Source organism: Polynucleobacter sp. GWA2_45_21, from assembly GCF_001830325.1.
Lineage (GTDB): Bacteria > Pseudomonadota > Gammaproteobacteria > Burkholderiales > Burkholderiaceae > Polynucleobacter.
In genome coordinates this window covers 271,879-293,709 of sequence record NZ_MHZG01000002.1, presented here as the reverse complement: position 1 = coordinate 293,709, position 21,831 = coordinate 271,879, and the positions used below count along the sequence as shown (strand labels likewise).

General features: G+C 45.4%; 22 protein-coding genes. 4 read left to right on the top strand and 18 right to left on the bottom strand.

What is annotated here, in order from left to right; genetic code table 11:
- Positions 1-60 precede the first annotated feature (60 nt).
- From A2X74_RS10990 to A2X74_RS05315, 3 genes are all read right to left on the bottom strand, one after another.
- Entirely contained in the window at positions 61-273 is a 213-nt protein-coding gene (locus A2X74_RS10990) for a GDCCVxC domain-containing (seleno)protein (RefSeq protein ID WP_363925322.1), read from the bottom strand.
- A gap of 72 nt (positions 274-345) precedes the next feature.
- Positions 346-852, bottom strand: a complete 507-nt coding sequence (locus tag A2X74_RS05320; protein WP_293626208.1) for an arsenate reductase ArsC — start codon at positions 850-852, stop codon at positions 346-348.
- Between the two features lie 11 nt (positions 853-863).
- Complete coding sequence (locus A2X74_RS05315; RefSeq protein ID WP_293626207.1) at positions 864-1,046, bottom strand: hypothetical protein; 183 nt, start codon at positions 1,044-1,046, stop codon at positions 864-866.
- A 162-nt stretch (positions 1,047-1,208) separates the two neighbouring features.
- Between A2X74_RS05315 and A2X74_RS05310 the strand changes: the two genes are divergently transcribed.
- The 3 genes from A2X74_RS05310 (at position 1,209) to A2X74_RS05300 (ending at position 3,561) form a co-directional block, all read left to right on the top strand.
- Positions 1,209-2,045, top strand: coding sequence for a hypothetical protein (locus tag A2X74_RS05310; RefSeq protein WP_293626205.1), 837 nt, complete (start codon positions 1,209-1,211; stop codon positions 2,043-2,045).
- A 148-nt stretch (positions 2,046-2,193) separates the two neighbouring features.
- Positions 2,194-3,210 carry a CorA family divalent cation transporter gene (locus tag A2X74_RS05305; RefSeq protein WP_293626203.1) on the top strand — a complete coding sequence of 339 codons (1,017 nt, stop codon included), beginning with the start codon at positions 2,194-2,196 and terminating at the stop codon, positions 3,208-3,210.
- Positions 3,211-3,327: 117 nt separating this feature from the next.
- Positions 3,328-3,561: a hypothetical protein gene (locus tag A2X74_RS05300; protein ID WP_215365947.1), complete on the top strand. Its 234-nt coding sequence runs from the start codon at positions 3,328-3,330 to the stop codon at positions 3,559-3,561.
- A gap of 9 nt (positions 3,562-3,570) precedes the next feature.
- On the opposite strand, the gene phoR is transcribed toward A2X74_RS05300, so the two are convergent.
- The 11 genes from phoR to A2X74_RS05245 form a co-directional block, all read right to left on the bottom strand.
- Entirely contained in the window at positions 3,571-4,869 is a 1,299-nt protein-coding gene (gene phoR / locus A2X74_RS05295; protein ID WP_293626199.1) for a phosphate regulon sensor histidine kinase PhoR, read from the bottom strand.
- A 61-nt stretch (positions 4,870-4,930) separates the two neighbouring features.
- A complete protein-coding gene (phoB, locus tag A2X74_RS05290; protein WP_293626198.1) occupies positions 4,931-5,644 on the bottom strand; it encodes a phosphate regulon transcriptional regulator PhoB in 714 nt (237 codons plus the stop codon).
- Positions 5,645-5,670: 26 nt separating this feature from the next.
- The gene (gene phoU, locus A2X74_RS05285; RefSeq protein ID WP_293626197.1) at positions 5,671-6,378 is read right to left on the bottom strand and encodes a phosphate signaling complex protein PhoU; all 708 of its coding nucleotides are present in this window, start codon (positions 6,376-6,378) and stop codon (positions 5,671-5,673) included.
- A 12-nt stretch (positions 6,379-6,390) separates the two neighbouring features.
- Positions 6,391-7,179 (bottom strand): phosphate ABC transporter ATP-binding protein PstB, encoded by a 789-nt coding sequence (gene pstB, locus A2X74_RS05280; protein ID WP_293626267.1) that lies wholly within the window; start codon positions 7,177-7,179, stop codon positions 6,391-6,393.
- A 56-nt stretch (positions 7,180-7,235) separates the two neighbouring features.
- The gene (pstA, locus tag A2X74_RS05275) at positions 7,236-8,102 is read right to left on the bottom strand and encodes a phosphate ABC transporter permease PstA (RefSeq protein WP_293626196.1); all 867 of its coding nucleotides are present in this window, start codon (positions 8,100-8,102) and stop codon (positions 7,236-7,238) included.
- The gene (gene pstC / locus A2X74_RS05270) at positions 8,099-9,088 is read right to left on the bottom strand and encodes a phosphate ABC transporter permease subunit PstC (RefSeq protein ID WP_293626194.1); all 990 of its coding nucleotides are present in this window, start codon (positions 9,086-9,088) and stop codon (positions 8,099-8,101) included. The genes pstA and pstC overlap by 4 nt, the downstream gene beginning before the upstream one ends.
- 84 nt (positions 9,089-9,172) lie before the next feature.
- On the bottom strand, positions 9,173-10,195 hold the full coding sequence (pstS, locus tag A2X74_RS05265; protein WP_293626192.1) for a phosphate ABC transporter substrate-binding protein PstS: 1,023 nt from the start codon (positions 10,193-10,195) through the stop codon (positions 9,173-9,175).
- A gap of 115 nt (positions 10,196-10,310) precedes the next feature.
- Positions 10,311-11,654: a phosphoglucosamine mutase gene (gene glmM, locus A2X74_RS05260; RefSeq protein ID WP_293626190.1), complete on the bottom strand. Its 1,344-nt coding sequence runs from the start codon at positions 11,652-11,654 to the stop codon at positions 10,311-10,313.
- Positions 11,655-11,703: 49 nt separating this feature from the next.
- Positions 11,704-12,576 carry a dihydropteroate synthase gene (gene folP / locus A2X74_RS05255; protein WP_293626188.1) on the bottom strand — a complete coding sequence of 291 codons (873 nt, stop codon included), beginning with the start codon at positions 12,574-12,576 and terminating at the stop codon, positions 11,704-11,706.
- 24 nt (positions 12,577-12,600) lie between these two features.
- Complete coding sequence (gene ftsH / locus A2X74_RS05250) at positions 12,601-14,478, bottom strand: ATP-dependent zinc metalloprotease FtsH (RefSeq protein WP_293626186.1); 1,878 nt, start codon at positions 14,476-14,478, stop codon at positions 12,601-12,603.
- A 126-nt stretch (positions 14,479-14,604) separates the two neighbouring features.
- Positions 14,605-15,279 carry an RlmE family RNA methyltransferase gene (locus A2X74_RS05245; protein WP_216133141.1) on the bottom strand — a complete coding sequence of 225 codons (675 nt, stop codon included), beginning with the start codon at positions 15,277-15,279 and terminating at the stop codon, positions 14,605-14,607.
- 138 nt (positions 15,280-15,417) lie between these two features.
- Between A2X74_RS05245 and A2X74_RS05240 the strand changes: the two genes are divergently transcribed.
- Positions 15,418-16,044 carry a YhbY family RNA-binding protein gene (locus A2X74_RS05240; RefSeq protein WP_293626183.1) on the top strand — a complete coding sequence of 209 codons (627 nt, stop codon included), beginning with the start codon at positions 15,418-15,420 and terminating at the stop codon, positions 16,042-16,044.
- Between the two features lie 109 nt (positions 16,045-16,153).
- Here the strand turns inward: A2X74_RS05240 and A2X74_RS05235 are convergent, their stop codons facing one another.
- Genes A2X74_RS05235 through carA form a run of 4 tightly spaced genes read right to left on the bottom strand, consistent with a single transcriptional unit; the run spans position 16,154 to position 21,609 of the window.
- Positions 16,154-16,612, bottom strand: coding sequence for a DUF4149 domain-containing protein (locus A2X74_RS05235; RefSeq protein ID WP_293626181.1), 459 nt, complete (start codon positions 16,610-16,612; stop codon positions 16,154-16,156).
- Positions 16,613-16,656: 44 nt separating this feature from the next.
- On the bottom strand, positions 16,657-17,133 hold the full coding sequence (gene greA / locus A2X74_RS05230; RefSeq protein ID WP_293626179.1) for a transcription elongation factor GreA: 477 nt from the start codon (positions 17,131-17,133) through the stop codon (positions 16,657-16,659).
- 19 nt (positions 17,134-17,152) lie between these two features.
- Complete coding sequence (carB, locus tag A2X74_RS05225) at positions 17,153-20,416, bottom strand: carbamoyl-phosphate synthase large subunit (protein ID WP_293626177.1); 3,264 nt, start codon at positions 20,414-20,416, stop codon at positions 17,153-17,155.
- On the bottom strand, positions 20,416-21,609 hold the full coding sequence (carA, locus tag A2X74_RS05220) for a glutamine-hydrolyzing carbamoyl-phosphate synthase small subunit (protein WP_293626265.1): 1,194 nt from the start codon (positions 21,607-21,609) through the stop codon (positions 20,416-20,418). The genes carB and carA overlap by 1 nt, the downstream gene beginning before the upstream one ends.
- Between the last annotated feature and the right edge of the window lie 222 nt (positions 21,610-21,831).

Here is a 21,831-nt window from a genome sequence, read left to right as displayed (position 1 = left end):
TATTTTATGAAACTCTCATGACATATTCATGAAAATGAAGCCTAGTCTACTGGCAAAAGCTTAAGCGGCTAAATTTTGCTCGGAACTACTGCAATCCCTGTTGGCAAAGCTACACAATATGCAGCAATCCCCCGATTTTGCCTTTAGGAAGCCGCTACATGAGGGGCATCTGTAAAGGTGCATGGAGCTAGCTTGAGCGACATCCAAAACTTCATGGCCCTGACAATTTGGGCAAGTAATGATGGCATGCTGAGTTTGATTCAATCTATTCACAAATAGATCATGACAGGGAAATATTTCAGAATGAAGACATTAAAATCAATTGGACTCAATCACGCAAAAAGACTACAAGAATTTACTTCTATAGTGAATATTATGAAGTCGCTCCTTCATCTCCAGTCTATCGAGTGTCTCAATGGGCAGATCCATTAAAAGCTCAATTCGGTTGCGCAGTCCAATTTCAACCTGTTTAAATGCGAACAGCATTGCTTTAACATCGCTTGCTTCGATAGATGCTGGATCTGGAAATCCCCAGTGAGCAATTGATGGATGTCCAGGCCAATATGGGCAATCCTCACCCATCGCCGTATCGCATAAGGTAATAATGAAATCCATCTTTGGAGCACCCTCTCTGCCAAACTCATCCCAACTTTTACTCCTCAAGAGTTGGATCGGATACCCCATCGCTTTAGCCATTTCGAGGGCATAAGGATGAACTAATCCCGAAGGGTTCGCACCAGCAGAATAGCCAGTAAAACGTCCATGGCTTAAGGTGCTTGCTAAAGCCTCAGCAATAATGGATCTTGCTGAATTTCGATTGCATAAGAACAGAATGTTGTAATGCTTTTCCATATGCGCAGTAATTAAATTACCTCGTCTAGATTTAATGCGTATTTTTTATCCAATAAAAAGCCGGCAGCACGACTTTCAATCTTGCTAAATTTGTGGGCTAGTAAATGCTCTTTAATATTCGATCTTTCATCAGAAGATTGCTCAAGATACGGCCTGAACACCTTGGATAAATCCATTTTTTTAGACTCAATCATGGTTAACTCTCGAGATATGAATATCGCTTTATCTTATTGATTGAATATTTCAGTTTAATTACTCATTACAAGCAAAAGATATTGCAAAGTTTTTCGGCAATTACATCAAGTCGTAACAATTACCTTGTATTTTTAAAGAGTTTATCTTTTGCAAGCTATCCCATGCGTTTTATCGCTATTCTTCTACTCTTTTTCTCGGCGATGTGTTCTGCATTTGAGCCATTGAATACCGATGATGCAGGTACTGTAGCTAAAAATACGAATCAAATTGAGCAGTACTACTTCAAAACCGCAAGCCATGGTAGCGGAAGCGCTGCAACCGTTGACATCATTACACCTGGCGAGGAGTACTTTGGTGGATCAGGTGCTAGCGCCTTCCCATTCACCTACACAAGAGGTATTGCTGAGAATATTGAGATGTCATTTGGCACTACCTACTATGCTGCGCCACGAGGAAACTACTCGCCGATCTCCAATAAGGTCCTAGCTCTAAAGTGGCGCTTTGCTGAAGATGAGGATGGGAAATGGGCTATTGCAATTAAACCCAGCATTACCCTCCCAGGTTCACCGCAACAGCAAGTTGCTGGCTTGGATTTAGCACTCCCTAATTACGGACTGAACCTCATTGGCTCACGCTATTGGGATTCGGTGGAAGTGCATATCAATGCGATGTACACCAAGTCCCTTTACAACACAAACTATGCAATTGGTGCAGGCCCTCCAGAAAACCGAACCAATATTCTGTTCTTTTCAGCTGCACCCGTTTGGCGTGTAATGGAAAAGCTCCGACTAGCCTTAGATATGGGTATAACCACCAATCCACCCAGTACAGAGCAATATCTAACAAATTACGCTCTTCTGGCAGCAATATTCTCAGCTAATGAAAGTCTAGACATTGGACTTTCTTATATGAGAAGTGCTGCCAATATGGGTTTAGTGCTAAGCAATACCGGCATGAATGCATCCCGCTCTGAAATTGGCTTTACCTGGCGTTTTTAACTACCTAAGCGATGCCCATCATACCGACCGCGATAAGCAGCACGCACTTCATGCCACATAAGCAAGACTTTGAAAAAAAATTGTTTCATTGCTGACCTCCTAATTTTTTATTACAGAAATTAATTTAACCCTTTCACAAGACATCAATATGACAACAATAGTCAACGCGGCGCTACCCTTCCCCATTAATGGTGTCGTCTTTGCTTGGGCTATGTCACCCTCGGGGAAAAATTTTGAAATTCCACTTTTTGATATCGCAGATGCACTAAGCAATCCAGAGTTATCGATTTGGCTTCACCTCAATTTATCCAATTCTCAAGTGCAGCGCTGGCTTCAAAATACGCCCTTAATTCCGGATCGCGTTGTCGAAATGATTGATGAAGGAGTAACTCGTAGTCGTCTTGAGCGCATTGAAAAGCTGGACGATTGCTTATTAATGGTGATGAATGACTTTCAGCAAGAGTTTGGCAACGAGGATAGCGATCATAGCCTGGGGACTCTATGGGCCATTCTCACTCCACGATTAATGATTTCTCTGCGCAACAATCCCTTAAGAACAACAGATCGACTGCGCTCTGACTTGAGAAGTGGAGCCCTCAACCCTTGCTCGGCCATCGAATTGTTCCATGAACTGATTGATCTACGCGCTGAATATCTGCGAACCTTATTAATCCAACTCTCCGACACCATGGATGATCAAGAGGAGCTGCTATTAAAAGCAAAAGAGCTTCCCGAACATGAGTACTTGGGAAGAACGCACATCGATTGCAGTCGCTTAAGAAGGCAATTTTCACCAGAACTCATTGCTTTAAATCGCCTACAAAAGAAAGTTCCCTACTGGTTTTCGGAAGAAGACAAGCTCAGGCTGAGCGATGACCTCGATCTACTTTCCCATTTAGTGCAAGAAATTTCAAATTTATATGACAGAGCCAAAATTCTGCAGGATGAACAAGCTGCCCACGTTGCCGAATTCAATGCCCGTAACTTACAAGTACTCTCAGTCATGACAGTCATTTTTTTACCCATGACCCTGATCACGGGAATCATGGGAATGAATATGGAGGACCTTCCTGGGCTTAAGGAGTCTTTCTATATCGTGATGGTCCTCATGGCAATGGCTGGTGCTGGCGTCTATCTCTCGCTAAAAATTCGCAAAATTGTGTAATTTTTCATTGAACTTAAGGAGCAAAACTCAATAAAACCCCAGAAATATCAGAAAAAGGGGTTTTGTCATATTACTTTGCTAGGATTACCCCGTTCTTACAACTTTACGTGGAAATTTATGAGTGAATATAAGTACGAAGACGCTGTTAAACAGCTTCAAGAGTCCGGAGCCATCGGCTTACAAGACTTTAAAAACCTATCTTATGAGGACCTCACTGAACTTCTAGAGGAAATTAAAGTCTGGTGCCTTTACGCCAACGGTAAGTTAGATAAATTACCTAAGGAATCTAAACGCAAGAAGGATAAGAAAGATAAGAAAGATAAGAAAGACAAGAAAGATAAAAAGGATTAAAGCTTTTATCTAATCTGTCAACCTCTCCCTAGGGAAGCGCATCGTAAATGTACTTCCCTTTCCAGGTGTACTCTCAATAATCAATTGAGCTTGATGTCGGCTCGCAATATGCTTCACGATAGCTAGACCTAGGCCAGTTCCACCGGTATCGCGTGAGCGACTGCGATCTACCCTATAGAAGCGCTCAGTTAGCCTAGAAAGATGCTCAGAAGCGATTCCCGGGCCAGTATCCACAACTGAGAATTCACCCTCTCCTGCAGCATTTACGCGCCAAGATGCGCTAATAGAGCCAACATCAGGCGTGTATCGAATTGCATTAGAGACTAAATTACTAAATGCCGAGAGAATTTCTCGCTCTTCCCCCAGAATATTTTTAGGACTCTCAACATCGAAGTGAAAAGCGTGGTGACCCTGAGAGAGTGCCTCAGCATCATTTTTCAGAAGCGCCATGACAGTCTGCATTTGTATGGGCTGGGTTGGTGCCGGCAAAGAATTCGCTTCTAAATTAGCTAAAGTTAGCAAGTCCTCTACAAGGCTTTTCATACGCTGGGCTTGAGACATCATCATCTCAAAATATTGATCCTGTTGGGCCTTATCTAAATCTAAAGATTGGATCGTTTCCAGAAACCCCATTAATACGGTAATGGGAGTTCTCATCTCATGTGAAACGTTTGCCACAAAGTCGCGTCGCATAGCATCTGCTTTTTGTAGATCAGTAACGTCTTGCACCAAGAGTAAGTGGCGCTTCTCACCAAAAGGAAAGGCTTGTAGCATCAAACTCAGATTTGATTTAGGGCCCATACGCTCTAAAAGTAATGGCTCCTCAAAATGACGATTATGAAGATAGCGAATGAATTCAGGTCGACGGATCAAGAAGTTGATGCGCTGCATAACATCACGCTTGAACTGTAGACCAAAGAAGCGCTCTGAGATTGCATTGCACCATTCAATTTGATCTTGATCATCAAGCATCATGATGCCGTTTGGCGATGCCTGGAATGCTTCAATAAATCGATCGTGCTGCTTCTCAACCGATAGCATTTGTAACTTGAGGTTACGCACTAATCGTTGTAGGTAAAAGAAAACCTCCTCCCAGTAACCGCTTGGCAGTGGCATTGACTCCAGCCGATCTTCTACGGTGTATTTTCGTAGGCGGGCTAAGTTAATGTAGGAGTAGATCAGCGGTATCGATAAAAAAGCAATGCCTACCGAAATACCTGTAATAGAGCCAAAATTAGATTCAGCAATCAAAGCAGCAAAAAAAGCTGCGCAAATGAGAAGAAAAAAGCGAAAAAAAACGGAGAACATTCCGCAATCTTAGAGCATCTGCACCAGGGAAATGGAAAATCCCCACCCCACCCAATGAATATCAGGTCTGGGTGGGAGTTTTCGTGACTCGGTAGCCGCTACCCCGGACTGTTTCTATGTAGCGATCACAGTCTGCTGGAGATAAGGCTGCCCTGAGTCTCTTGATGTGAACGTCAACAGTGCGCTCTTCTATATAGACCTCATTACCCCAGACTTTATCGAGCAAGTTCTCGCGAGAATGGACTCTTTCTGGGTTGGTCATCATAAATTGCAACAATCGGAACTCTGTAGGCCCCAAAGATAAAGTCTGTGGATCACTATTTGGCCACACAGCACTCACGCGATGTGAAACTGGGTCCAGTCTTAATGGGCCAACAGCTAAGGGACCATCCCCCTCCAGTGGTATTTGTCGGCGCAGCAATGCCTTTACACGGGCTACTAACTCTTTAGGAGAAAAAGGCTTCGTAACGTAATCATCGGCCCCAGAATCAAGACCTAAGACCTTGTCGTTCTCTTCACTCTTGGCAGTGAGCATGAGTATTGGCAAAGACCTAGTGCGTTCATTTGCCCTGAGTTCTCGAGCAAATTGAACGCCAGATTTACCAGGGAGCATCCAATCCAAGATGAGCAGACTTGGAAGCTCCTCGCGCATCAAGCTTGCCGCAACTTCAGTTTGAAGTGCCTTTTGCACCTCATATCCTGCATGGCTTAAATTAATTGCAATGAGCTCAGCAATCGAAGGCTCATCTTCAACAATCAATATCCGGTGAGTCATAGCAAATTCCGTCTTGGTATCAATAGTTACGGTTTATTCGCCTCGCGAACCAAGTCCTCGTGGGGGATATGACGCACATCTGAACCTTTAGCAATATAAATCACAAACTCTGCAATATTCTTCGCATGATCACCAATACGCTCAATGGCTTTAGCAATGGTGAGCATATCTAAACCAGTGGAAATCGTGTGCGGATCTTCCATCATGTAAGTAATCAACTTACGAACAAAGCCCTTGAATTCTTCATCGATCTGGCGATCTTCCTGAACTACCTCCGCTGCTGCCACAGTATCTAAGCGAGCAAAAGCATCTAAGCTACGACGTAACAAAGAAATGGCCATCTGACCTGATAAGCGAATCTCAGCTACGTTGATATTGTTAGCGACACCAGATTCAATCAATCGCTTGGTCCTTTTAGCAACACGCTCTGCCTCATCACCAGCGCGTTCTAAATTAGTAATAGCCTTTGATACTGCCATCACCAAACGCAAATCTCGAGCAGTAGGTTGGCGACGTGCAATCAACTCAGTACAAGCCATATCGATTTGAATTTCGAGATCGTTGACGGTCTTTTCATTAGCGATGACGACATTGCAAGTATCAATATCCATTTGCGTAAAAGCACGCATGGCAGAAGATATTTGGGATTCAACAAGACCGCCCATCTCCAGCAATCTACTGGAGAGAGAATTTAAATCGGCATCAAACTGTGAGGAAAGGTGTTTATCTGGCATATTCATCTCCAATTAACCGAATCGACCGGTTATGTAATCTTCTGTTTCTTTACGCTTAGGCTTAATAAAGATTTCATCGGTTTTACCGTACTCAATCAAGCTACCAAGGTACATATAAGCAGTGTAATCCGATACACGGGCTGCTTGCTGCATATTGTGGGTCACAATCGCAATCGTGTACTCATGCTTCAGTTCGTTAATGAGCTCTTCAATTTTTCCAGTTGAAATCGGATCCAATGCTGAAGTTGGCTCATCCAAAAGGATCACGGAAGGCTTTACCGCAACGCCTCGAGCAATACATAAACGCTGCTGCTGACCACCTGATAATGAAAGACCACTTTGATTTAACTTGTCTTTAGCTTCATTCCATAAAGCGGCTTTATTCAAAGCCCACTCTACGCGCTCATCCATTTCAGAGCGAGAAAGCTTTTCATAAAGCCGTACACCAAAGGCAATATTTTCATAAATTGACATTGGGAATGGAGTTGGCTTTTGGAAAACCATACCAATTCGTGAGCGCAAGAGATTAAGATCTTGTCCAGGCTCTAGAATATTCTGGCCATAAAAGTTGATTTCACCTTCAGCGCGCTGACCTGGATAGAGGTCATACATGCGATTGAGTGTGCGCAGCAATGTTGACTTGCCACAACCAGATGGACCAATAAATGCTGTTACCTTGCCCTCTTCAATATCTAAATTAATATCCTTTAGACCCTGAAATGAGCCATAGTAAAAGTTCAGGTTGCGAACCTCCAAGGCATTTTTAACGTCTTTTTTTACTGGTGTAGTTGTATCGTTCATTCTTATTCCTTGACTATCAATCGTATTTAAGTCAAACATGGTTTTCATATTACTCATTAACTCTGTACTTTCTGGCGGAAAACTACACGCGCAAGAATATTCAGACCCAGTACAGCAAAGGTGATTAGTAAAGCTGCAGCCCAGGCCAAATCAACCCAGTTATCGTAAGGGCTCATTGCGAATTGGAAAATCACCACCGGTAAATTGGCCATCGGTGCATTCATATTGCTTGAGAAAAACTGATTATTCAGGGCGGTAAAGAGTAATGGCGCTGTTTCACCACTTACTCGGGCAAGTGCCAGCAAAATACCAGTAATTACACCGCTTTGGGCAGCGCGCAAAGTGATCATGAATGCTACTTTCCACTTTGGAGTACCTAAGGCATAGGCAGCCTCACGCAAACTTCCGGGTACTAAGCGCAGCATATTCTCAGTTGTGCGAACTACCACTGGTATCGCAATTAAAGCCAATGCGATCGTGCCGGCCCAACCTGAGAAATGTCTTACTTGTGCGACCACAATGGCGTAAACAAACAAGCCAATCACAATCGATGGCGCAGATAGCATGATGTCGGTCACAAAGCGGGTTACTGAGGCCACCTTGCTTCTATCTCCATACTCTGAGAGATATAAGCCGGCCAATACGCCAATCGGCGTACTAATCAGAGTACAGCTTCCTACAATCATTAAGCTACCAACAATCGCGTTCGCTAAACCCCCACCGTCTGAACCAGGTGCAGGCGTGCTTTGAGTGAATACATCCAAACTGATAGAAGAAAAGCCTTTTAAAAATAAAACACTCAAAATCCATAGCAAAAAGGCCATTCCCAATGCCATAGCAGCAGTAGATAGAACTAAGCCAATCTTATTGGCACGCTTCCGTCTAGCAAAAATTGCCGGATTGATATTAGATAAGCCGTTCATGTTTTAAGTCCCTGCTTTTTTTCCATGCTGATGAGCATCCACTTGGCAATCGCTAACACGACAAAAGTAATCATGAATAGCGCAAGGCCTAATGCAAATAAAGATGAATAATGGGCTCCAAGCTCAGCCTCACCGAATTCATTAGCCAATGTTGAGGCAATCGAATTACCTGGTGAGAATAATGAAGCAGAAAGACGGTGAGCATTACCAATCACAAAAGTAACCGCCATAGTTTCACCAAGTGCCCGGCCCAATCCCAACATAATGCCGCCAATCACACCGGCTTTTGTATAAGGGAGCACAACATTCTTAACCACTTCCCAAGTAGTGCAGCCAATACCATAGGCTGATTCTTTCAGAACTGGTGGAACGATTTCAAAGACGTCGCGCATGACGGACGAAATAAAAGGCAAAACCATCATCGCTAAAATCAGGCCAGCACATAAAACGCCGATACCATTCATTGGGCCTGAGAACAGAATTCCTAAACCAGGGATGTGGCCCAAAGTTCCTTGCAATGCGGGCTGAATATAGTCAGCAAAAATAGGTGCAAAGATAAACAAGCCAAACATACCGTAAATGATGGATGGCACAGCTGCGAGTAACTCAACAGCGGTACCCAGCGGTCTACGAAGAGGGGCTGGGCAAAGTTCAGTCAGAAATACCGCAATACCAAAACTTAAAGGAACAGCAATCAGTAAGGCAATCAGAGAGGTTACTAAGGTGCCATAGATGGCAATGAGGCCACCAAATTCACCATTAATAATGTCCCACTCTTTGGTGAAGAAAAAGCTAATGCCAAATTTATCCAATGCTGGCCAAGCGTTGATCACCAAGGAAATGATGATACCAATCAGCGCAATCAGCACAGATAAGGCAAAAAATTGAGTTATTCCATGGAATAAGAAATCTTGAATACGTTGCAACTTAGCAATACGCAAAGCCTGGGGCGTTGGTGCTGAGTGTGACTGTGTTGATTCAATCATGTTTTGACTTCATTTAATGATGAAACAGCCCCACACAAAGGTGGAGCTGTTTCAGTGTTGAGATTAAACAATCAATCTAACAAATTACTTAGTGGCAATGCTAGACCATACATTCTTACGAATAAAGTCAGTAGTTACGTCAGGCATTGGAACATAGTTAAGCTCAAGAGCCATTTGCTTGCCTTCTTTGAAAGCAAAGTCAAAGAACTTCAACACTTCTGCAGAGTTAGCTTTCTTCTCTGGGTTTTTGTACATCAAGATAAATGATGCGCCAGTAATTGGCCATGATTTTGCACCAGTAGCATTGGTAATAAATGTACCCATACCTGGAATCTTAGACCAATCAGTACCTGCTGCTGCTGCTGCAAAAGTAGTGTCGTCAGGCTGAACAAATTGACCATCTTTGTTTTTCAAAGAAACGCTAATCAGCTTGTTTTTCTTAGCATACGCATATTCCACGTAACCAATCGCACCTTTAACACGAGATACGTTCGCAGCAACACCTTCGTTACCTTTGCCGCCTACAGAAGAGGCAGCTGGCCATTTAACTGCTGCACCTTCACCAACAGCTTCTTTCCAGTTTTGACTTACTTTAGCCAGGTAATTGGTAAAAATTGCAGTAGTTCCAGAACCGTCCGCACGGTGAACAACAGTGATTGGCATGTCAGGCATCTTCAAACCAGGGTTATTCAACACAAGGCGTCTGTCATTCCAGTTGGTGATCACACCTTGAAAAATATCAGCCAAAGTATCTGGTGATAACTTGAGCTCGTAAGGCTTAACACCTTCAACGTTAATTACCGGTACTACACCACCAATGATTGCTGGGAACTGGACTAAACCATCCTTTTCCAAATCTTCAAATTTGACTGGATTATCTGATGCACCAAAATCTACAGTCTTTGCTTTGATTTGCTTGATACCACCGGAAGAACCAATGGATTGATAATTTAAGTTGGAGCCTGTTTTTGCTTTGTAGGCTTCTGCCCATTTGGCGTACATTGGGTATGGGAATGTTGCGCCAGCACCGGTCATATCGGCTGCAAATGCAACTGGGGCTACTGAAATCGCACCAATAACTAGTGCTTTTTTCAAGAATGATTTCATGTGGAGTAATCCTCGTATAGTTCACGCAACATTGCGATAACTGAACAATACGGATTGAGTATGACTCTTTTGTGACAGTAAATTTACTGAAAATTACCTCAGTAAATTCAATGACTTAGGATGATGGGATTAGACTAGCAATACTCTTGGCTGCATTCATTGCAACCGCACCATCATTCGCCTCAACCATGACCCTCAAGACGGGTTCAGTGCCAGAGGCGCGGATCAGCACCCTACCCGTGTCTTTAAGCTCTGTTTCTACTTGAGTAATCTGGGATTTGAGGGTGTTATCAGCCCTCCAGTCATAGCCAGCCTTAAATTTGATATTAATGAGGACTTGGGGGAATAGGTTCACGGACTCCAGTAGCTGTGCCAGCGTCTTCTTGGCCTGACTCATAGCGGCTAATACCTGCAATGCAGCGATAGTGCCATCACCAGTGGAGTGCTGATCTAGACACAAGAGATGGCCAGAGCCTTCACCACCAATAATCCACCCTTTTTGCTTGAGCAGCTCCAAGACATAACGATCGCCCACATTAGCGCGCTCAAATCCAATCCCCAAAGCTTTGATGGCATTTTCAACAGCGAGGTTGGTCATCAAAGTACCAACCACACCGCCTAAATTTTTTCCGCGGGCAAGACGATCTTTTGCGAGTACGTATAAGAGCTCATCGCCATTAAATAATCTGCCTGAAGCATCAACCATCTGTAAACGATCAGCATCTCCATCCAAAGCTATCCCAAGATCCGCTTTAGTCTCTTTGACTTTTTCAATGAGTGCCGCTGGAGCAGTGGCACCGCATCCATCATTAATGTTTCTACCATCTGGTTGAACACCAATCGAGATCACTTCTGCACCGAGCTCATGAAAAACATGGGGAGCCGTGTGATATGCGGCACCATTTGCGCAATCGACTACCAACTTCATTCCCTTGAGATTGAGCTCGCCAGGAAAGGTGGATTTACAAAATTCGATATAACGGCCGGCAGCATCATCTAAACGGAAGGCCTTACCTAATTCTTTTGAACTAACGCAGCCCATCGGTTTAGCAAGTTCAGCTTCGATTGCTAACTCAAACTCGTCGGTGAGCTTACCGCCTTCGGCAGAGAAAAATTTAATACCGTTATCTTGATAAGCATTATGTGATGCTGAAATCACTACACCGGCGGATAAGCGCAAGGCCTTAGTCAGGTAAGCAACACCTGGGGTAGGCATTGGTCCACACAGCATGACATCAACACCAGCAGCAGCAAAGCCAGCCTCTAAAGCAGCTTCCAATAAATAACCAGAAACACGGGTATCTTTTCCAATCAATACTTTGCAACGCTCACCTGGCTTAGCGTTTTGCACCAGCACTTTTCCAGCAGCATAGCCAAGGCGGGTAATAAACTCCGGAACAATCGGAAATTGCCCTACTTCACCGCGGATGCCATCAGTTCCAAAGTATTGTTTTTTCATGGGCTTAATTATAAAACTTGTGAGCTTTTATCTGACATGTTTTATTGACTTATTCGTCTTGAATAGCTTCCCAGAGCTTGAGGGAGTCAACGGTCTCTTGAACATCATGGACGCGGATGATGCGAGCACCCCGATCTGCCGCCAGAATGGCAGCAGCCACACTAGGAGCCACACGATCGTTGGTATCACGGCCTGTTAGTTTGCCCAACATGGATTTACGAGAAATCCCTGCTAAGACCGGATAACCCAATTGGGAGAATTGATCAAAATCGGCCAGCATCTTGAGGTTATGCTCCAAGCTCTTCCCAAATCCAAAACCAGGATCGATGGCAATTCTATTTTTAGCAACGCCTCGATTGACCAGCAAGTTAACGCGCTCTTGTAAAAATTCTTTTACTTCCGCAATCACATCTTGATACTCAGGATCAAATTGCATTGTTTGTGGGTCACGTTGCATGTGCATCAAAACAATGCCGCATTGCTTATCTGGATTATCTTGATCACTCTCTATGATTGCATCTACTGCGCCCTCTTGCCGTAACGCCCAGATGTCATTCACACAATCGACTCCAGACTTGAGTGCTTGGCGCATAGTCTCAGCTTTATAGGTATCGATTGACAAGGCTACGCCGCAATCTTTTATAGCCTCAATGACAGGCAAGACGCGATCCAATTCTTCTTGTAGAGAAACAGGCTCCGCACCAGGGCGAGTAGATTCACCACCAATATCAATGATGTCAGCACCATCAGCAATCATGCGCTCTGCTTGCGCAATAGCATCACTTGGCGTTTTGAACTTGCCACCATCCGAAAAGGAATCCGGTGTGGCATTGAGAATGCCCATCACGAGTGGGCATTGACGTTTACTGAAGTCAAAAAGAAAACGCCCGCAACGCCATGTTGCGGGCAGATTTTGCTTCATCACCTTGCTATTAGCTTGGGCTAATTAAGCAGTCGCTGGTGCAGCACCGGCAGCAGGACCTGGCGTACCAGCAGAGTTACCAAACTGGGTTGCTGGTGGCGGCTTTGGTGCACGTGGTGGACGACCTTCCATGATGTCATTGATTTGCTCAGCATCAATGGTTTCCCATTCCAGCAAAGCAGCAACCATCGCCTCAACTTTGTCACGATTTTGCTCAAGGATGGATCTTGCCAATGCATATTGGCTATCAACCAAGGCGCGAATCTCTGAATCCACCTTTTGTTGAGTTAATTCAGAAACTGTCTTCGAACTAGTACGACCGAACATGCTCTCAGACTCGGTATCAACGTAGACCATCGTACCTAAACTATCACTCATGCCGTAACGCGTCACCATATCACGCGCCATTTTGGTGGCACGTTCAAAGTCATTAGATGCACCCGTACTCATGGAATGCAGGAAGACTTCTTCAGCAGCACGTCCGCCAAACAAAATCGCCAACTCTTCCATCATGCGATCTTTATACAAGTTCACACGATCAAACTCTGGCAACTGCCATGTCACACCAAGAGCCATACCGCGCGGCATGATGGTGACCTTATGTACTGGATCGGCTTTAGGTAGAACCTTAGCAACCACAGCATGACCAGACTCGTGATACGCCGTATTACGACGCTCTTCTTCACGCATGACTGCAGACTTACGCTCAGGACCCATGTAGATCTTGTCTTTAGCATCCTCGAAGTCCTTCATATCCACTGCACGCTTATTACGACGCGCTGCAAACAATGCAGACTCATTGACCAAGTTTGCTAAATCAGCACCGGAGAAACCAGGAGTGCCGCGTGCCAATACAGCTGCGTCTACGTCTGGATCAATCGGAACTTTGCGCATATGCACTTGCAGGATTTGCTCGCGACCCCGAATGTCTGGCAAGCCAACGTGTACTTGACGGTCAAAACGACCTGGACGCAATAAGGCGCGATCCAAAACATCAGAGCGGTTAGTTGCAGCAACAACGATTACACCGCTATTACTTTCAAAACCATCCATCTCAACCAGCATTTGGTTCAGAGTTTGCTCGCGCTCATCATTGCCGCCGCCCATACCAGCACCACGATGACGACCAACCGCATCGATCTCATCAATAAAGATGATGCAAGGGGAATTTTTCTTGGCGTTCTCAAACATGTCGCGCACACGTGATGCACCGACACCAACAAACATCTCTACGAAATCTGAACCAGAGATGGAGAAGAAAGGAACTTTTGCTTCGCCTGCAATCGCACGAGCCAACAGGGTCTTACCAGTACCCGGAGGGCCTACTAGCAATACGCCATGCGGAATGCGACCACCGAGCTTTTGAAACTTTTGCGGGTCTTTTAAGAAATCCACAATCTCAAAGACTTCTTCCTTAGCTTCATCGCAACCAGCAACATCAGCAAAAGTAACAGTATTGCTATTCTCATCAATCAAGCGCGCTTTGGATTTACCGAATGAGAATGCCCCACCCTTACCGCCACCCTGCATCTGACGCATCATGAAGAACCAGAAACCAATAATCAATAAAGTGGGTCCGAGGTAATACAAAGCAGAAACCAACATATTCGGTTCGTCATCGGCTTTACCGGTTACTTGAACACCGTATTTCATCAAATCGCCAACCATCCAAATATCTCCTGGGGAGATGATGGAATACTTGCTGCCGTCATTCGGCGTCACTTGCAGAGTGCGACCTTGCACATCAACTCGTTTTACTTTGCCAGTCTTGGCATCGTCCATAAATTGAGAATAGGTGACTTGATTGGCGTCTCTTGGCTTATCAAACTGTTTAAAAACAGTAAAGAGCACGAGACCCACGATGAGCCAAACACCAATTTTTTGCAGCATGTTGTTATTCAAAACAGACCTTTGCCGGATTAATCCGGGAGTTAAAGCGGATTGCTATACCTAAGTATTTGATTCTACTACCAGGCTTTTTCAAGGGTTGAGACCCAATTTATTTAATAAACCCCTACTCTCAGGGGGTTATTTAGGTGGTTTAAGGTCTCTACCCAACAAAAAGATCTCCGAGGACTTTGCTCTGGAGGCTTTGGGCTTTCTGGAAGCTACTGTTTTAAAGACCTTCTTAAAGGATTCAACGATTTGACTATAGCCACTACCGTTAAAGCACTTAATTAGTAAGGCCCCCTCGGGCTTGAGGTGCTGAACCGAAAAATCTAGGGCAATTTCAGCTAAAAAGGCCATTCGAGCAGCATCTGCCACCCCAACACCAGATAAATTGGGTGCCATATCGGACATCACCAAATCGACCTTACCATCCGCATCAGCAGGCAAAAGCGCTTCAAGCGCCTTTAAACCCTCATCCTCACGGAAGTCTCCTTGAATAAAGGAAACGTCAGCAATATCCTCCATCGGCAGAATATCAATCGCGATGATGGTTCCATCCGGCTTTCCGGATTCAATATTCGGATTATTTTTACCAAGTTCAGTTAGGCGATTACGGGCGTACTGAGACCAGCTCCCAGGCGCACTCCCAAGATCCACAATGGTCATTCCTGCTTTGATCAGTCGGTCCTGCTCGTCTATCTCACTCAGCTTATAAACGGCTCGTGCACGATAACCCTCTTTTTGAGCCATCTTCACGTACGGATCATTTAGATGATCCTGCAACCAACTTTTATTAAATTTATTCTTTGCCACAACTTACCCACTTTCGACGTCCATTTTCCTTGTTTATGCCCTACAAGGCAAAAGGAATCGACTTAAATCATCTTCATATGGTCTTATATGGGGTCAAAAGCCCTGTTTTACAAGCCCTAATGCTCTATCATCGAGCCCATGACTGCACTTACTATTACCCCCGCACAACGTAAATCCCTTAAAGCTGACGCCCATGGACTAAGCCCAGTTGTCATGATTGGTGGCGACGGCCTGACCCCTGCGGTCATTAAAGAGGCAAAGCTAGCTATTTCTCATCATGGACTGATTAAAGTTCGCGTATTTGGTGATGATCGTGATGCGCGCATTGCCATCTATGAAGAGCTCTGCGACAAACTGGGTGCAGCTCCAGTTCAGCACATCGGAAAATTACTCGTACTGTGGAAGCCTATCGATATCGTTGACGCAGCAATGCTCAATTTGGGTCGATCCAGCAAGCAAACTAAGAAATCATTGCAAGCACCCCGCACTAAACGTCAACCGAATCGTGTAGTAGCAAAAACCGGTGTTCGCACCAGCACTTCCGAGAGATCGGATCGACGCTCTGCTGCTAGCAAGTCACCATTCGAAAGAGCTGCAGCTGTAAAAAGCGCCACCCCGAAGAAACGCGTCCTACGCGCTGATGCTGCTGAATCCAAAATTGGTTGGTCATCGCCAGGCTATCGCAAAGCAGTTGCAGTACCTGCCCCAATTAAGAAGCGCAAGGTACGTATGAGCAGCACCAAAAAGAAATCATTGGGCTCTTGATCCATTAAGTGTGATGGGAGCGAGAGCGCTCGTCAGAAATAGAAAAACGCCGCTAGTCGGCGTTTTTTATTGCTTAACTCTTGGTTTAACTTTTACCTTGGCTCCGATTTCATCTCTTAGTGAGTCGCCAAACCAAGAAGATGCCCAGAAGACTCTGCAGCATAAATAGAATGCTGGAGGCACCATGCAGCCTGCCAAACAAAGTTGCTGATGGTGAGAGCATTACAGGCATGCCTTGAGCTAAAGCGACATCTCTCAGAGCATTCATCCAGGGGATGAAGACAAAAGCCGCAGCAATAGAACATAGCAACATGGCCAATAAAAGCCAGCGAATGAGTCTGTATTGATTGAGGTCACGATTCACTAAGAGGTTAGCCAAAACCATGAGGCCGATACAGACAATCAAGCTGAGGTAAGCCTCTAATTTAAAAATGCTGCCAGCAACCATCCCTGCTGCCTGACGGTCACTCATCGTGCTGAAAATAGCTGGGGCAACCAAGTAGCCTACGGCGAGCAAGCTACCTACCCATAAACCAGCAATCACGATAAAGAGTCTTTGAGCTCCCATATGATTCGGAGCCCCTAGATTCTGCATATTAATTCTGACTTGTATTAGATGTAACGAACCGCAAGAATTTCTACTTCGCGATTACCACCAGGGGCCTGAACTGAAACAACATCACCCTCTTCTTTGCTAATCAAAGCGCGGGCAATTGGTGAACTAATGGAGATCTTATTGAGCTCAATATCAGCCTCATCATCACCAACGATTTGATAGGTGAGCTTAGTACCATCCTCTAGATCCTCAAGATCTACAGTCGCACCAAACACTACACGGCCATTCACATCCAAAGTTGCTGGATCAATAATTTGGGCTGCAGAGAGTTTTCCCTCAAGCTCCTGAATGCGGCCTTCAATGAAGCCCTGCTTCTCTTTAGCGGCATCGTATTCAGCGTTCTCAGAAAGATCACCCTGTGCACGCGCCTCAGAGATAGCATTAATCACTGATGGGCGCTCTACATGCTTTAAGCGATGTAACTCTTCCTTGAGGAGTTCTGCACCACGCTTAGTAATCGGAATTGTGCTCATGCTTCTTACCTAACTTAAATTAATTGAGAGTCTTATGCAGATTCTGCAACGAATACACTTCAAGAGACTCTTTGTTGCCATTTTGTGAAGTCATTAAACCATCCATTACTGCACGTGCCGCACTAATCGTAGTGTAATAAGTCACGTTATTAGCCTGTGCACTTGTACGAATAGAGCGTGAGTCAGCAATGGCTGTACGAGTCTCATCCACAGTAGTGAATACTAAAGAGATTTCACCATTCTTGATCAAGTCCACAATATGTGGGCGACCATCTTTTACTTTATTGACTACGCGAACTGGCAAACCAGCTGCTTCAATAGCGGCAGCCGTCCCTTTGGTAGCCACCATTGGGAAGCCCAATTGATGCAAGAGCTTAGCGACCTCTACTGCTTTAGGCTTATCACCATTCTTAACAGTCAACACCACAGTTCCGCTCTTAGGCAATTTAATGCCAGCGCCTAGCTGAGATTTGAATAAGGCTTCGCCAAAGGTTTTACCAACACCCATGACTTCACCAGTAGAACGCATCTCTGGCCCCAGGATTGGATCAATGCCAGGGAACTTATTGAATGGGAATACTGCTTCTTTCACTGAATAGTAAGCAGGCTTTACTTCTGATTTAATGCCCTGCTGATCCAGAGTCTGCCCAACCATGCAGCGCGCTGCAATCTTGGCTAACTGCAAACCGGTTGCCTTCGATACAAATGGCACAGTACGGGAAGCGCGCGGGTTTACCTCGAGGACGTAAATGACATCTTTACCGTCAACGTTCTGGATCGCAAACTGCACGTTCATTAGACCAACTACATTAAGGCCCTTGGCCATCGCCGCAGTTTGACGTTTGATTTCTGCGATCGTCTCATCAGATAGTGAGTATGGCGGCAATGAACAGGCAGAGTCACCAGAGTGAACGCCAGCTTGTTCAATATGCTCCATCACACCACCAATAAACACACGTTGACCATCACTAATACAGTCCACATCGCACTCAATCGCATCATTTAGGAAGCGATCTAACAATACTGGTGAGTCATGAGAAACCTTGACTGCCTCACGCATATAGCGCTCGAGATCACGACCATCGTGGACGATTTCCATGGCGCGACCACCCAATACATAGGATGGACGCACTACCAATGGGTAACCAATTTCTTCAGCAAGCTTCAGAGCCTCATCTTCCGCACGCGCTGTCCGGTTAGGCGGCTGACGCAAGTTCAATTCATGCAATAACTTCTGGAAGCGCTCACGATCTTCTGCAGCATCGATCATGTCTGGTGATGTGCCAATGATCGGAACACCATTCGCCTCAAGATCCAAAGCCAACTTCAATGGAGTCTGACCGCCATACTGAACGATCACACCTTTAGGCTTTTCAATAGCTACGATCTCTAAAACATCCTCTAGAGTCAATGGTTCAAAATACAAACGATCGGATGTGTCGTAGTCAGTAGAAACGGTTTCTGGATTGCAGTTCACCATAATGGTTTCATATCCATCATCGCGCATTGCTAAAGCAGCGTGTACGCAGCAGTAGTCAAACTCAATACCTTGACCGATACGGTTTGGACCACCGCCCAAGACCATGATCTTGTCTTTGTTTGTTGGCTGAGATTCGCACTCGCCGTGCTCTGCTTCGTAGGTGGAATACAAATACGCAGTATTTGTAGAGAACTCTGCTGCACAGGTATCCACACGCTTATATACAGGGACTACTTTGAGACGATGACGAGCTGCACGAACAGAGGAAGCATCGACCCCCAATAATTTCGCTAAGCGACGATCCGAGAAACCTTTTTGCTTAATGAAGCGCAACTCAGGGGCTGACAGGCTATCAATCTTGCGCTGTTTGAGTTCCGTCTCCATTGTGATGAGTTCTTCGATCTGCTCCAAGAACCAAGGATCCACCTTAGTCTCGTTGTAAACCTCGTCTAAACCCATTCCCATACGGAATGCATCCGCCAAATACCAAATACGATCTGGGCCTGGCTCGCCGATTTCTTGAATGATGTCATCTAGATCTGTTGAAACTTCATCCAGACCGTCAACACCAACCTCTAAACCGCGCAATGCTTTTTGGAATGATTCTTGGAAGGTGCGGCCGATTGCCATCACCTCGCCAACTGACTTCATCTGTGTTGTTAAACGAGAATCCGCTTGCGGGAATTTCTCAAACGCAAAACGAGGAATCTTCGTAACTACATAATCGATTGATGGCTCAAAGGATGCTGGGGTTGCACCACCGGTAATGTCGTTCTTCAACTCATCTAAGGTGTAACCCACTGCCAGCTTCGCAGCAATCTTGGCGATTGGGAAACCCGTTGCTTTAGAGGCCAGCGCCGATGAACGTGAAACCCGAGGGTTCATCTCAATGACGATCATGCGACCATCTACTGGGTTAATGGAGAACTGCACGTTTGAACCGCCAGTATCAACACCAATTTCACGCAATACTGCAATTGATGCATTACGCATCAATTGATATTCTTTATCCGTCAAGGTTTGTGCAGGCGCGACAGTAATCGAGTCACCGGTATGCACACCCATCGGGTCTAAGTTTTCGATTGAGCAAACGATGATGCAGTTATCGGCACGGTCACGCACAACTTCCATCTCAAACTCTTTCCAACCTAAGAGAGACTCTTCAATTAAGAGCTCACGGGTTGGTGATAAATCTAAGCCGCGCTTGCAAATCTCTTCAAACTCTTCACGGTTATAGGCAATACCGCCGCCTGATCCACCCATCGTGAATGAAGGACGAATGACTACCGGAAAACCTAAGCTGCCAGTTTCTTTCTGAATGCGTTGCTGAACTTCGTGCGCTTCATCCATCGAATGCGCAATACCAGACTTGGCAGATCCTAGACCAATTTTGGTCATTGCATCTTTAAACTTTTGACGATCTTCCGCTTTATCAATTGCTTCGGGTGAAGCACCAATCAATTCGCAACCGTATTTCTCGAGAACGCCATGGCGATGTAAATCGAGTGCACAGTTCAAGGCAGTTTGTCCGCCCATTGTTGGCAAAATCGCATCTGGTTTCTCAGTCGCAATAATGCGCTCTACTACTTCCCATGTGATTGGCTCGATGTAAGTCACATCCGCCATCTCTGGGTCAGTCATGATGGTTGCAGGATTGCTATTGACCAAGATAACTTTGTAACCTTCGTCACGCAGTGCTTTACAAGCTTGCGCACCAGAATAGTCAAACTCACAGGCCTGTCCAATCACAATTGGACCTGCACCAATAATCAGAATGCTTTTAATGTCGCTACGCTTAGGCATTATTTGCCCCCCTTATTACCAACAGCGGCAGCATTCATGAGCTCCACAAAACGATCAAATAAATAGGCAATGTCATGAGGACCTGGTGAGGCCTCAGGGTGACCTTGGAAACACAAAGCAGGCTTATCTTTCCAAGCCAAACCTTGTAGGGATCCGTCAAATAAAGAGACGTGCGTCACACGAATGTTGTCAGGCAGAGTATTCGCATCGACTGCAAAACCATGGTTCTGGGAGGTAATCGCTACGCGCCCAGTATCCAAATCTTTTACAGGGTGGTTTGCACCGTGGTGGCCAAACTTCATTTTCAAAGTTTTAGCGCCAGCAGCTAAGCCCATGATCTGGTGACCCAAGCAAATACCAAATGTTGGAACACCCTTTTCAATAATTTCTTTTGCAGCAGCAATCGCGTAATCACAAGGACCGGGATCGCCGGGGCCGTTTGAGAAGAACACGCCATCTGGGTTCATCGCCAATACTTCCGCAGCACTAGTTTGTGCCGGAACAATCGTTAACTCACAACCACGCTCGGTGAGCATGCGCAAAATATTGCGCTTCACACCAAAGTCATAAGCAACGACTTTTTTGATTGGCTTACTCGTATCTAAAGTTCTGTATGCAGGTTTGCCGTCTGGACCATGAAGATCCCACTCGGCTTCGCGCCATTGATATGGGGACTTGGTAGTCACTACCTTAGCCAGATCTAAACCAGCCATACCCGGGAAAGCTTTAGCCAATTCCAAAGCTTTCTTACCGAGAGCCTCTACGTCATCGCCCATCTTGCCAGCAACGATTGCGCCAGACTGAGCGCCTTTGTCGCGCAGGATGCGAGTAAGTTTGCGAGTGTCGATGCCTGAGATACCCACTAGACCTGCTTTAGTCAGGTAGCTATCGAGGCTTTCTTCAGAGCGGAAATTCGATACGCGCTTGGAGAGATCCTTGACGACTAAACCAGCCGCATGAATTTGATCCGACTCAGCATCCTGAGCATTCACCCCAACGTTACCAATATGGGGATAAGTCAGTGTCACGATTTGGCGTGAATAACTCGGATCAGTAATGATCTCTTGGTAGCCAGTGAGTGCGGTATTGAAAACGACTTCGCCGGTAGTTTCGCCAGGGGCGCCAATACTAAGACCGGGAAATACAGTGCCGTCGGCTAGAGCCAACACGGCGGGAGGAAAAGAAGGAAGCAAGGGTGACAAACCATCTCCAGTCCCTGCTCCATCCGACGCTCAACACCCCAAAAAGACCAACCCAGGACTGTTTGTGCGGGAGGTGAGTGTCTTTAAGCGCTAGGGTAATTTATTAAGTTTTGAACCTAATAATGATACCAGTTTTGCGTATAAACCCTTGGATTCCCAGCCAATCAAGCCTGGAAGGTAATAAGCCCCCAAGTCATCCGACTGAGGGGCTTA

Coding starts and splice junctions, on each gene's coding strand:
- A2X74_RS05320 (WP_293626208.1), bottom strand. CDS start 852: ATGGAAAAGCATTACAACATTCTGTTCTTATGCAATCGAAATTCAGCA.
- A2X74_RS05315 (WP_293626207.1), bottom strand. CDS start 1,046: ATGATTGAGTCTAAAAAAATGGATTTATCCAAGGTGTTCAGGCCGTAT.
- A2X74_RS05310 (WP_293626205.1), top strand. CDS start 1,209: ATGCGTTTTATCGCTATTCTTCTACTCTTTTTCTCGGCGATGTGTTCT.
- A2X74_RS05305 (WP_293626203.1), top strand. CDS start 2,194: ATGACAACAATAGTCAACGCGGCGCTACCCTTCCCCATTAATGGTGTC.
- A2X74_RS05300 (WP_215365947.1), top strand. CDS start 3,328: ATGAGTGAATATAAGTACGAAGACGCTGTTAAACAGCTTCAAGAGTCC.
- phoR (WP_293626199.1), bottom strand. CDS start 4,869: ATGTTCTCCGTTTTTTTTCGCTTTTTTCTTCTCATTTGCGCAGCTTTT.
- phoB (WP_293626198.1), bottom strand. CDS start 5,644: ATGACTCACCGGATATTGATTGTTGAAGATGAGCCTTCGATTGCTGAG.
- phoU (WP_293626197.1), bottom strand. CDS start 6,378: ATGCCAGATAAACACCTTTCCTCACAGTTTGATGCCGATTTAAATTCT.
- pstB (WP_293626267.1), bottom strand. CDS start 7,179: ATGAACGATACAACTACACCAGTAAAAAAAGACGTTAAAAATGCCTTG.
- pstA (WP_293626196.1), bottom strand. CDS start 8,102: ATGAACGGCTTATCTAATATCAATCCGGCAATTTTTGCTAGACGGAAG.
- pstC (WP_293626194.1), bottom strand. CDS start 9,088: ATGATTGAATCAACACAGTCACACTCAGCACCAACGCCCCAGGCTTTG.
- pstS (WP_293626192.1), bottom strand. CDS start 10,195: ATGAAATCATTCTTGAAAAAAGCACTAGTTATTGGTGCGATTTCAGTA.
- glmM (WP_293626190.1), bottom strand. CDS start 11,654: ATGAAAAAACAATACTTTGGAACTGATGGCATCCGCGGTGAAGTAGGG.
- folP (WP_293626188.1), bottom strand. CDS start 12,576: ATGAAGCAAAATCTGCCCGCAACATGGCGTTGCGGGCGTTTTCTTTTT.
- A2X74_RS05240 (WP_293626183.1), top strand. CDS start 15,418: ATGACTGCACTTACTATTACCCCCGCACAACGTAAATCCCTTAAAGCT.
- A2X74_RS05235 (WP_293626181.1), bottom strand. CDS start 16,612: ATGGGAGCTCAAAGACTCTTTATCGTGATTGCTGGTTTATGGGTAGGT.
- greA (WP_293626179.1), bottom strand. CDS start 17,133: ATGAGCACAATTCCGATTACTAAGCGTGGTGCAGAACTCCTCAAGGAA.
- carB (WP_293626177.1), bottom strand. CDS start 20,416: ATGCCTAAGCGTAGCGACATTAAAAGCATTCTGATTATTGGTGCAGGT.